This window comes from Arthrobacter sp. 05L45_2 (assembly GCF_056397525.1).
Genome location: NZ_JBFTNO010000183.1, coordinates 1 through 10,166, shown reverse-complemented (window position 1 = coordinate 10,166; position 10,166 = coordinate 1). Strand labels below are relative to the sequence as shown.

General features: G+C 67.5%; 8 protein-coding genes and 2 pseudogenes. 4 read left to right on the top strand and 6 right to left on the bottom strand.

The genetic code is table 11. The features are described from left to right. The 4 genes and pseudogenes from AC1DHD_RS12985 to AC1DHD_RS12970 form a co-directional block, all read left to right on the top strand. Nucleotides 1-157 (top strand): annotated as a pseudogene (locus AC1DHD_RS12985) (GntR family transcriptional regulator); the annotation flags it as partial. Beyond that, nucleotides 150-1,670, top strand: a complete 1,521-nt coding sequence (locus tag AC1DHD_RS12980; RefSeq protein WP_476880109.1) for an MmgE/PrpD family protein — start codon at nucleotides 150-152, stop codon at nucleotides 1,668-1,670. The pseudogene AC1DHD_RS12985 and the gene AC1DHD_RS12980, both read left to right, overlap by 8 nt. After that, complete coding sequence (gene prpB / locus AC1DHD_RS12975; RefSeq protein ID WP_476880108.1) at nucleotides 1,670-2,572, top strand: methylisocitrate lyase; 903 nt, start codon at nucleotides 1,670-1,672, stop codon at nucleotides 2,570-2,572. The genes AC1DHD_RS12980 and prpB overlap by 1 nt, the downstream gene beginning before the upstream one ends. Before the next feature lie 61 nt (nucleotides 2,573-2,633). Next, a pseudogene (locus AC1DHD_RS12970) lies at nucleotides 2,634-3,734 on the top strand (bifunctional 2-methylcitrate synthase/citrate synthase); the annotation flags it as partial. A 1,144-nt stretch (nucleotides 3,735-4,878) separates the two neighbouring features. On the opposite strand, the gene AC1DHD_RS12965 reads toward AC1DHD_RS12970, so the two are convergent. The 6 genes from AC1DHD_RS12965 to AC1DHD_RS12940 form a co-directional block, all read right to left on the bottom strand. Continuing rightward, nucleotides 4,879-5,379 carry an 8-oxo-dGTP diphosphatase gene (locus AC1DHD_RS12965; RefSeq protein WP_476880107.1) on the bottom strand — a complete coding sequence of 167 codons (501 nt, stop codon included), beginning with the start codon at nucleotides 5,377-5,379 and terminating at the stop codon, nucleotides 4,879-4,881. Nucleotides 5,380-5,414: 35 nt separating this feature from the next. Further along, the gene (locus tag AC1DHD_RS12960; protein WP_476880106.1) at nucleotides 5,415-6,170 is read right to left on the bottom strand and encodes a hypothetical protein; all 756 of its coding nucleotides are present in this window, start codon (nucleotides 6,168-6,170) and stop codon (nucleotides 5,415-5,417) included. A gap of 2 nt (nucleotides 6,171-6,172) precedes the next feature. After that, the gene (locus AC1DHD_RS12955; protein WP_476880105.1) at nucleotides 6,173-6,694 is read right to left on the bottom strand and encodes an RNA polymerase sigma factor; all 522 of its coding nucleotides are present in this window, start codon (nucleotides 6,692-6,694) and stop codon (nucleotides 6,173-6,175) included. A gap of 114 nt (nucleotides 6,695-6,808) precedes the next feature. Next, nucleotides 6,809-8,392 carry an HNH endonuclease signature motif containing protein gene (locus tag AC1DHD_RS12950; RefSeq protein ID WP_476880104.1) on the bottom strand — a complete coding sequence of 528 codons (1,584 nt, stop codon included), beginning with the start codon at nucleotides 8,390-8,392 and terminating at the stop codon, nucleotides 6,809-6,811. Nucleotides 8,393-8,524: 132 nt separating this feature from the next. Continuing rightward, complete coding sequence (gene xerD / locus AC1DHD_RS12945) at nucleotides 8,525-9,529, bottom strand: site-specific tyrosine recombinase XerD (RefSeq protein WP_476880103.1); 1,005 nt, start codon at nucleotides 9,527-9,529, stop codon at nucleotides 8,525-8,527. Continuing rightward, nucleotides 9,529-10,166 (bottom strand): NUDIX domain-containing protein (locus tag AC1DHD_RS12940; RefSeq protein WP_476880102.1); only part of this gene is annotated, 638 nt, incomplete at its 5' end. The genes xerD and AC1DHD_RS12940, both read right to left, overlap by 1 nt.

Genomic DNA, 10,166 nt, shown 5'->3' with positions numbered 1-10,166 from the left:
CCTCACCGCCGCGGCCGCCGAGCATGCCGCGATTGCCGAGGCGATCGCGGCCGGCAACCCGCGGCTCGCCGAAGCGGCCACCACCGTGCACCTGCACCGCAGCCTTTCCCACGTCAAAGCCACCCACGTACCTCACTACAAGGAGAACCATGGTTAAGGAACACCACGTCCGCGTTTACAAGAGCGAGGAAAACCTGGCCCGCGAAGACCAGCTCGCCCACAAGATCGCCAAGGTCGCGGCGGATCCCGTTGCGGTCTCCGACGAGGTCACCGACATGGTGATCAACCGGGTCATCGACAACGCCTCCGTGGCCATCGCCTCCCTGAACCGCGCTCCGATCGTCGCGGCCCGCGCCCAGGCGCTCACCCACGGCCCCAGCACGGGCGGCAAGGGCGCCAAGGTCTTCGGCATCGAAGAGCGGGTCTCGCCGGARTGGGCKGCCTGGGCCAACGGCGTCGCYGTCCGCGAACTCGATTACCACGACACCTTCCTGGCCGCGGACTACTCGCACCCGGGCGACAACATCCCGCCGATCCTCGCCGTCGCCCAGCACGTGGGGGCCAGCGGGCAGGACCTGATCCGGGGCATCGCCACCGGCTACGAAATCCAGGTCAACCTGGTCAAGGCCATCTGCCTGCACAAGCACAAGATTGACCACGTGGCCCACCTCGGCCCGTCCGCCGCGGCCGGCATCGGCACCCTGTTGGGACTGGACGTCGAAACCATCTTCCAGTCCGTCGGCCAGGCCCTACACACCACCACAGCCACCCGGCAGTCCCGCAAGGGCGAGATCTCCACCTGGAAGGCCCACGCGCCGGCCTTCGCCGGCAAGATGGCCGTCGAGTCGGCCGACCGCGCCATGCGCGGCCAGACCTCCCCGGTGCCGATCTACGAGGGCGAGGACGGCGTCATCGCATGGATGCTCGACGGCCCGGACGCCAACTACAGTGTTCCGCTCCCCGAGGACGGCGAAGCCAAGCGCGCCATCCTGGACACGTACACCAAAGAGCACTCCGCCGAATACCAGGCGCAGGCGTGGATCGACCTCGCCCGCAAGCTGCACGGCGAACACCCCGAGGTCACCGACCCGGCCAACGTCGAGTCCGTGCTGATCAAAACCAGCCACCACACGCACTACGTGATCGGCTCCGGTGCCAACGATCCGCAGAAGTACAGCCCGACGGCCAGCCGGGAAACCCTGGACCACTCCATTCCCTACATCTTCACGGTGGCCCTCCAGGACGGAGCCTGGCACCACGTGGATTCCTACGCCCCGGAACGTGCCGGCCGCGCGGACACCGTGGAGCTGTGGCACAAGGTGACCACCGTCGAGGATCCGGAGTGGACGCGCCGCTACCACTCCCTGGACATCGCCGAGAAGGCTTTTGGTGGTTCCGTCGAAATCACGCTCAAGGACGGCACGGTCATCACCGACCAGATCGCGGTCGCCGACGCGCACCCGCTCGGTGCCCGTCCGTTCGCCCGGGAACAGTACGTCAACAAGTTCCGCACCCTGGCCGCCGGTCTGGTGGCCGAGGACGAGATCGAGCGTTTCCTCGCCGCGGCGGCGCGTCTCCCCGAGCTGGCCGCCGGCGAGCTCGACCAGCTGAACATCAAGGCAGCCGACGGCGTGATCGACCTGGCAGCCGCACCGAAGGGACTCTTCTGATGCTGTATTCGAAGACCACTCCGGAACAGAAGCGGATCCGGTTCCGGGAACTGCTCGCGTCCGGGACCATCCAGCAGTTCCCCGGCGCTTTCAACCCGCTGTCCGCGCGGCTGATCGAGGAGAAGGGGTTCGCCGGGGTCTACATCTCCGGTGCCGTGCTGGCCAACGACCTTGGCCTGCCGGACATCGGGCTGACCACGCTCACTGAGGTGGCCACCCGGGCCGGGCAGATCGCCCGTATGACGGACCTGCCCTCGATCGTCGACGCCGATACCGGCTTCGGCGAGCCGATGAACGTGGCCCGCACCGTCCAGGAACTTGAGAACGCAGGCCTGGCCGGACTGCACATCGAGGACCAGTTCAACCCGAAGCGCTGCGGGCACCTCGACGGCAAAAACGTCGTGGACCTGGACACCGCCACCAAGCGGATCCGGGCCGCTGCGGACGCGCGGCGGGATCCGAACTTCCTGATCATGGCCCGGACCGACATCCGGGCCACCGACGGCCTCGAGGCGGCACAGCAGCGGGCCCGGGCCCTGGTCGAGGCCGGTGCGGACGCGATCTTCCCGGAGGCCATGAAGGACCTCAGCGAATTCCAGGCCATCCGCGACGCCGTGGACGTGCCGATCCTCGCGAACATGACCGAGTTCGGCAAGAGCGACCTCTTTACGGTGGATGAGCTGGCCGGCGTCGGCGTCAACATGGTGATCTACCCGGTGACGCTGCTCCGTAGTGCCATGGGCGCTGCTGAGCGTACTCTGGAATCGATCCAATCCGACGGCACCCAGGAGGCCCAGGTTTCAAGCATGCTGACCCGTGCGCGTCTCTACGACCTCGTGGACTACGAGGCCTACAACCGTTTTGATACCGGGGTCTTCAACTTCCAGATCCCAGGTGTCTGACTCACCACCGGACCGCCGGCCCAGGCCGGTCAACAGGCGTTAGGAACAAAGGAGTTTCAGCATGGCTGAAAATGAGATCAAAAAGGGCCTTGCCGGCGTCGTGGTGGATTACACCGCGGTGTCCAAGGTCAACCCGGACACCAACTCGCTGCTCTACCGCGGCTACCCCGTCCAGGAGCTGGCCGCCAAGTGCAGCTTCGAGGAAGTGGCCTACTTGCTGTGGAACGGCGAACTGCCCACAGCTGAGCAGCTGGCCCAGTTCACCGCCCGGGAACGTGCCGGCCGCGCCCTGGACCCGGTGGTCAAGCAGGTTATCGATGCCCTGCCGCTGACCTCGCACCCGATGGACGTTTGCCGCACGGCTACCTCGGTGCTCGGTGCCCGGCACCCGCTCGCCGAGGATTCCTCGCGCGAGGCCAACATGGCCAAAGCTGTTGACCTGTTCGCGGCGATGCCGGCCGTGGTCGCCTACGACCAGCGCCGCCGGCATGCCGAGGGAAGCCCCATCGAACCGGTGGCCCCGCGCGACGACCTCGGCTACTCGGCCAACTTCCTCTGGATGTCCTTTGGTGAGGAACCGGTGCAGGAGGTCGTCGAGGCTTTCAACGTCTCGATGATCCTCTACGCCGAGCACTCCTTCAACGCCTCGACCTTCACGGCCCGGGTCATCACCTCGACGCTCTCGGACCTGCACTCGGCCGTGACCGGAGCGATCGGCGCGCTCAAGGGCCCGCTGCACGGCGGCGCCAACGAGGCCGTGATGCACACCTTCGACGAGATCGGCATCCGCCAGGAAGAGTCGCTCGAAGAGGCTGCCGAGCGCGCGAAGGCGTGGATGGAAGACGCCCTGGCACAGAAGAAGAAGGTCATGGGCTTCGGCCACCGCGTCTACAAGCACGGCGACTCCCGGGTTCCCACCATGAAGGCGGCCCTGGACAAGATGATCGCGCACTACGGCCGTCCGGAACTGTTGGGCCTCTACAACGGGCTCGAGACCGCCATGGACCAGGCGAAGGCCATCAAGCCCAACCTTGACTACCCGGCCGGCCCGACTTACCACCTGATGGGCTTCGACACCCCCACGTTCACGCCCCTATTCGTGGCCAGCCGGATCACCGGGTGGACCGCGCACATCATGGAGCAGCTGGATTCGAACTCGCTGACACCATTGAAGGTGGACGGCCCGCGCTTTTTGCTGTTATCCCTGCATCTGCAAGCTGAGGATCATTGCCTTGAGTTTTTTGTACTCCGGGGACTTCAGGTAATCCTTGGCTTCGGCCATCGTGTTGAAGATGGGATCGTCGTGCCCGGGGCTTTGGTGAGTCCGGTCGGCGAAGGCCAGCGTGCCCTTCGGCGCACCGGACGCGAAGGAGTACATGAGGCAGCTGTCCTTGATTTGGCCGCTCACCTTGTCCACCAACCCAACCTGGTAATCGAAGGCGCCCCCGTCCGCCCGCATGTCCAGGACACGGAAGGAGAACCGGACTCCTTGCGCCTTGGCCCACGGCGCATCCAAGGCCGGTGCGGAGTCCAGTTCAGTCATTTTGTACGGACCCGGGCCGCAGGCGCCGCCGACGCCGCCGGTGACGCCGTGGTACAGCTCAGCCACCTGCATCCGGGCTTCGTTGAAGACGATGATGGAGGTTCCCGGGTAGCCGGCCGGCCGGTCGGTGGATTCCTCCGCCGTCCAGCGGTCGGGCAGCTGGAAGGAGACCCCGGCGGAAGGGCTGACGTACCGGCCGTTGACCACCGCGGCTGTGGCCGTATCCGTTGCGTGCGTCGCGGTCGCTGATGACGGCGACGGCGTTGCGGCTGCGGACGTCGCCGTGAGGGTCGACGGCGGCGTGGTCGGCTCCGTTGAGGCCGTGGGTGCCACGACAGACGCGGTCGATGCCGCAGCGGGGGCCGGATCGGTTGACCGCATGTTTGCGGCCACGGCAATGCCGCCACCGACGGCCGCAAGGGCTAGCACAACGATGGCGACCGCCCACGGCCAGCGCCGGCGTCCCCCGGAGTTCGACGAATCCTCGTCGAAGAGCTCCCCGTCCGGATAGTCCTGATTGTTCGCGTTCATGCCCTGCCCTCAAAGTGGTCGGTGTGCTGCTTGTGGCCTGGCGGAGTGATGGATGGGTTGCCGCGGCGCAGTGTTCGAACCTCAGGCTACCGGCCACGTCACGGCATTGCGGGCAGCGCCGGGATCACGTTTTCGCATCACCGGATTCTTGTCTTTGTACGTGGGAGACCCGTGTTTGCTGTGTCCGGCATCCAGATCCCAGGCGGGCTAGTCAGGCGTTTACCCGGGCGGTTTACTCAGGCGGATGGCCGTGGCGGGTCGGGTAGCGGACGGAGGCCACCGTTTCGTTGTCCTCATTGAGGACCACCACGACGTCGATCGTCTCGCCGGCCAGCGCCGGGGGCAGCCAGTGTTCGGCGTCCTGCCACATCCGCGCCAGCGGAAGCTCCGCGACGGCGAACCATTCGGGCGCTATCTCCCGGCTGTCGGCGGGTTCGCCGCTCCACCGGCGCGTGGTGAAGAGCCTGCAGGCCATGTTCCATTCGGGCCGGGCAGGGAAGACGAACTGCACCCGGCCGGCGCCGGCGAGGTCCTGCTGGCGGACCACCACGCCGATTTCTTCCCAGACTTCCCGGACCACTGCCTCGGCGTCGGTCTCCCCCGGTTCGACGTGGCCGCCGACGCCCACGATCTTGCCTGTGCCGAACCCTGTCCGTTTGAGGCCAAGGAGCACCTCGGCGCCGCGCTGTCCGTCACGAAGCAGGAAGCACAGGGTGACGGGTGTGAAATTCATGTGCACCAGCCTAGCGCCGCCGCCGTCGGCTCCGGCTACTTGCCCGCCGGACCGTCGCCGACCAGCCGGGACCGCAGCTGGACCGGGATTCCAATAGCCGCGAACTGCTTGTCCATGGCTTGCTGCGGGGTGAGCCCCTGGTTGTTCGTGGCCTGGAATTCCCAGTTGAAGACACTGGACCAGATTTGCTGGTAATCGACCAGGAAGCGGCCGTTCTGCAATTTGCCGATGTTGAACCAGGCGTTGCCGCCGTCGAGGTGCATGGCTTTTGCCCCCTCGTCCGAGGTGGAGTAGGCCAGCCAGCCGTCCGCGCAGCCGAGCACTGTGTAGTAGCGGCGTTCATTGGCGGGAACCGGGATGATGGCCCGCTGCTGGTCGCTTCGCTGCTGATCGACGTTGGCCATCGTGCAGGCAACACCGCCCGTGGTCAGGGCTGCGGGGGCGCTGGTCGCCGGGGCGGTGGTTGGCGGCGCAGGAGGGCGGGAGGCCGGGGCGCTGGGCGACGGAGTGGCGGGCGCCGTCGTCGGGATACCTGACTGGGCCGGACTGGGCGCTTGGGGTTGCATCAGGTTTCCGCCAACGACGACGGCGGCGATGACCGCCGCGGCGGCCACAAGGGTGCCCGCCACGGCGCGCAGCCGGTTGCGCCGTGCCGGGACGCGGTGGGCCAGGTGCACGACGTCGGGGTCCGAGGAGGACACGAGGGAACGGACCGAGTCGTTGCCCGGAGCGGCGCCTGGAACTCCTACCCGTGGTTTGGCATCTTTCATGAGCTCTTCGATGCGGTCCATGGCTAGTCCTTCCGTTCGGTCATGAGATGGGATGGGGCCGCTTTCGCGAAAGCCTGGCGGGCCCGGTGGAGGCGGACTCCGGCGGCGGAAGGTGAACATTCCAGGGCGGCGGCAAGTTGAGCAGTGGTCAGTTCGTCCCAGTAACTGAGCATCAGCACCTCACGGTCGCGTTCCCTGAGCCGGACCAGGACTTCCGCGACGGCGGCGCGCTGTTCGGTGTTGGGACCCGGCGTGTGATTGCGGGCCTCGTCCTTGAGCCGCTCAATAAGTTCCTGCCGCCGGCGCCGGCCCTTGTACTCGTTGCCGATAACGTTCCGGGCCGTCGCCAGCAGCCAGCCAATGCCGGGCGGCTCCGCCAGCTGCTTTTCCCAGGCGATCCGGAAAACGTCCGCAGCCAACTCCTCGACGCGGCACCGGTCACTGAGGCGGCACGCAATGTAGCGGTAGACCTGCGCGGAGTGTTGTGCGTGCAGGTCAATAAACGCTTGCTCTTTGGCAGCCAGCATGGTGCTTCCCCCGGGCATTGAATGACTTCTTCCTGACCACTATGTGTCCCGTGGCGGGCGTTTTCTTACAGGAAGCGCCAAGAACTTTTCCCAGCTCTGCCTTTCCGTCCACCGCCCGCAGGCAGGACTCGATCAGGTTGGCTGGAACAGCCACGCTTCCAGCCAGCTCTCCATCGTCATGAACGGTTCCGGATGCTCCGGCTCGCCGACGTGCCTTGGCACGTCCATGAAGGCGTCCCAGTCCGGCCCGGCTTCCTCCGGCGGTTCCCCGGCCACGTCCTCTGGCATGCACTGGTCTCTGGCCGCTCCCCCCGCCAACAGCCCGTCCACCGCCAACAGCCCGGGCGGTAACACCGGAGGTTCCCAGTCCTGGTGTTCGCTGCGGTAGTGCCGGCCGGTGGGTGAGATCCAGCCGGGCGGGCCGGTCCGGGTGGCGCCGGTGGGCCTCCAGGCCGTTCCGTGTTTAAGGCGGTGGTGCTTGGGACACGGCTGGCCCAGGTTGCTGATCCCGGTGGTTCCGCCATCTGCCCAGGCGAGGACGTGGTCGGCGTCGTTATCCAGCGACTGGTTGTTGCAGCCGGGGAACGGGCACTTCCCGTCGCGCAGCCGCAGCCAATGCCGCATCGCCCGCGGAACCCGGTAACTGGTCCGGCCAATCTCCAGCGGTGCCCCATCACGCGGATCGGTCAGGACCCGGTAGAACGACTCCGCACCATCGGAGACCAGACGCCGTGCCATCGATGCCGGAATCGGACCGTACCCGTCCAGAAGCGCTGGCTCGTCGGTAACACCTACGAGCGAGAGTGCCGGGACGGTGACCAGGACCTGGGCCCGCGGYGACGGCACACCAGCGACATCACATCCTGCGCGGGTGTCCGGCAGGCAGGTGGCCGCGATGTCGGCGCGCAGCTGGCTCAGGGTCCGGGTTTCACCGGGCCTTTGGAGGGCGCGGGCGGCCGCAGTGGTGCGTTCCCAGATCCCCGCGGCCGTATCCGCCGGCAGGTAGGCCGATAGCCAGGCCATCCCGTCCCTGTCCGGGCAGTACTCCAGCCGCCGGTCAGCGGCACTTTTGGTGTGGCGTGTTTCGATGCTCGCCGGGTGGTGGCGTTCACGCCAGGTGCGGACCTTGGCCCGAAACCGGCCCGGCACGAGCTCTCCGGCCGGACACCCGCGGGCGTGATCGGGCGCGCCCATGTCCAGGAAGTGTGCCTCCAGCGCCGACGCCCCGGCCCGCCCCAAGACCGCAGCCTCGTCGGTCATGATCCGGGCATGCTGCCACGAGATCAATCCGGAGTGCAGGGCTGCCAGCGTCAACGGCAACGACGTCGTCAGAACATGGGCCTCCGCCAACAAGGACCCGGCGCTGCGTTCGCTGACGGACAGCACACACGCGACCTCCGCGACCACCGCCATTTCCCGCATGGTGCACTCCCGCGGTGAGTCGTCCGGGGGCGCCATCGCCGCAACCGTACGCGCATACTCCGCGGCGAACCGGACTTTCAGGGCCGCAAGCCGCGCCTCCAACCGGGCAACTCCGGCCAGCCCGTCCAGACATCCGTCGGCCAGATCCCGCAACGAATCCGCATCCTTCGGCGCCAAGCCGGATTCAGAAGGGGTCTCCCCCGCCGCTGTCAGGTCAGCCAGCGCGGCGGCGGACCGGGCGACATCTGCCGCCGCCGCCTCGACCTCCGCACTGAAAGCCACACCGCTTTTCATACCCCCAGCATATGAACGACCACCGACAATAACGGAAGACTCAGCGGGCCTGACGGCCGGCCCGGTTACCGGCACCACGGGGGTAGCGGCACCATCCGCCGGCAGCACCAGGCCGCCGTCGAAGCTACAGCCCTAGCCCAACGCCCTCGGGTGCGCGGCCGCGTAGATTTCGCGCAGGGTGTCGGCGGTCACCAGGGTGTAGACCTGCGTTGTGGTCACGGAAGCGTGGCCCAGGAGCTCCTGGACAACGCGGACATCGGCCCCGCCCTCGAGCAGGTGGGTGGCGAACGAATGCCGAAGGGTGTGAGGCGAGACGTCCTTGGTGATGTTGGCCTTGTCAGYGGCCGCTTTGAGGATGGTCCAGGCGCTTTGGCGGCTGATCCGGCCACCCCGGGCATTCAGGAAGAGCGCCGGCGTTCCTTTTCCCTTGGTGGCCAGCAGCGGCCTCCCCCGGACCAGGTACGCGTCCAGCGCACGGGCGCCGTAGGACCCCAACGGCACCATCCGCTCCTTCGAGCCCTTACCGAACAACCGGACAATCGCCGGGCCGCCGGCCGCCGGATCGTTCTCGCCCTGCAGCGATATGTCGTCGACGTCGAGACCCACGGCCTCGCTGATGCGCGCCCCAGTGGAGTAGAGGAATTCGAGCAGGGCACGGTCCCGGAGCCCGGTGGGCGTGTCGGTTCCGGCGGCTTCCAGGATCCGGGTGACCTCTTCGACAGTGATGGCCTTGGGCAGCCGCTTTCCGGGCATGGGCGGGTGCACGTCGCTGGCGGGATCCGTGGGCGTGAGGCCTTCGAGCGCCCAGAATTTGTGCAGTCCACGGACAGCGACGACGGTCCGCGCAGCCGAACGCACGCCCAGGGCGGATCCGCCGTCGGAGCCGTCCGAGAGCGCCTGCACGAAGGCAGTCACGTCGCGGCGGGTGATCTCTTCCGGACGACGCCGGCCGGCGCCGGCCAGGTGCCGGGCGTAGCGGGCCAGGTCGCGGCGGTAGGCGGAGAGCGTATTGGCAGCCAGGCCCCGTTCGACGCCCATGTGCTGGAGGTAATCAGTGATGGCCCGGTCGACGGCGCTCGGCGGCCGGGGCGGTTCGGGCACCGCGGCGGGCGGTTCGGCTGCCAGCAGACCTGTCATCAGCGCTGGCTGGGGTGGGCGGGCCACGGCGCGCCGGCCGGGCGAAGTCCTTGGTAGCCGTCAGCGCGGGCCGCGGCTGCTGCGAGGACGCCGACGACGGCGGACGGGTTGTGCAGGCGTCCCTCCAGCACGGCGGCGACTGCGTCGTCCAGCGGCAACCAGTGCAGTTCGATCTCCGCTTCCTCATCGGTGCGGACGTGGAGTTCGTGGCCCGGTACCTCGCTCAGGTCACGGGCGAGGTAGATGCGGATGGCCTCGCTGGAGGACCCGGGCGAGTTGAAGAAGTCTGCCAGGACGTTCCACGTCCCCGCCACCAGGTCGGCTTCCTCGGCAAGTTCCCGGGCCGCGCCAACCACGAAGTCCTCGCCTTCGACGTCGAGCAGTCCGGCCGGAATTTCCCAGAGGGCCATGCCCACGGGGTGCCGGTACTGCTTGATCAGCAGGATCTCGCCGTCCTCGTTCATCGGGAGGACGGCCACGGCGCCCGGGTGGTCGATGTAGTCCCGGACCAGGGGTTCGCCGTCGTCGCTTAGCTGGAAACTGTCGCTGACCACATCCCAGATCCGGCCCTGGTAGACCTTCTCTGATGACAAAAGACGGCGCGGGCTCGGCTCATCCGAAACCTGCTGTGCAGCAT

What these genes read in the sequence shown, in the direction of transcription:
- AC1DHD_RS12965 (WP_476880107.1), bottom strand. Translation starts at nt 5,379, where the DNA reads ATGAATTTCACACCCGTCACCCTGTGCTTCCTGCTTCGTGACGGACAG.
- AC1DHD_RS12955 (WP_476880105.1), bottom strand. Translation starts at nt 6,694, where the DNA reads ATGCCCGGGGGAAGCACCATGCTGGCTGCCAAAGAGCAAGCGTTTATT.
- prpB (WP_476880108.1), top strand. Translation starts at nt 1,670, where the DNA reads ATGCTGTATTCGAAGACCACTCCGGAACAGAAGCGGATCCGGTTCCGG.
- AC1DHD_RS12960 (WP_476880106.1), bottom strand. Translation starts at nt 6,170, where the DNA reads ATGGACCGCATCGAAGAGCTCATGAAAGATGCCAAACCACGGGTAGGA.